The 609-nt window shown below is 60.4% G+C and carries 1 protein-coding gene; it reads right to left on the bottom strand.

The genetic code is table 11. From position 1 onward, the window contains the following. Positions 1-608, bottom strand: a 608-nt coding sequence (locus tag E1B25_RS22020; protein WP_132831690.1) for a GTP-binding protein, incomplete at its 3' end; no start/stop codon positions are given. Between the last annotated feature and the right edge of the window lies 1 nt (position 609).

Genomic DNA, 609 nt, shown 5'->3' with positions numbered 1-609 from the left:
GCACGGGCCGGGGTCGGGATATACTCGTCCACGGCCGCCATCAGTTCGCGGATCTTGTTTTCGCCGATCTCGGGATCGCGGCCTTCCATTGCGGCCAGAGCCGAGCCTGCGATGATCGGGATCTCGTCGCCCGGGTAGTCGTAGGACGACAGCAGCTCGCGGATTTCCATTTCGACGAGCTCAAGCAGCTCTTCGTCGTCGACCTGGTCAACCTTGTTCATGAACACGACCATCTTCGGGATGCCAACCTGGCGACCCAGCAGAATGTGCTCGCGCGTTTGCGGCATCGGGCCGTCAGCCGCGTTCACCACCAGAATCGCGCCGTCCATCTGCGCCGCACCGGTGATCATGTTTTTCACATAGTCAGCGTGGCCGGGGCAGTCGACGTGGGCATAGTGGCGGGCCTCGGTCTCATATTCCACGTGCGCGGTCGAGATCGTGATGCCACGAGCTTTTTCTTCCGGCGCGCCGTCGATCTGGTCATAGGCTTTGAAATCGCCGAAATACTTGGTGATCGCCGCCGTCAGCGTCGTCTTGCCGTGGTCAACGTGGCCAATGGTGCCGATGTTGACGTGCGGTTTCGTGCGATCAAACTTTTCCTTTGCCATG

The organism is Antarcticimicrobium sediminis (assembly GCF_004348975.1).
In the GTDB taxonomy this organism is placed as follows: domain Bacteria; phylum Pseudomonadota; class Alphaproteobacteria; order Rhodobacterales; family Rhodobacteraceae; genus Antarcticimicrobium; species Antarcticimicrobium sediminis.
This window is presented reverse-complemented; position numbering and strand designations above follow the sequence as displayed.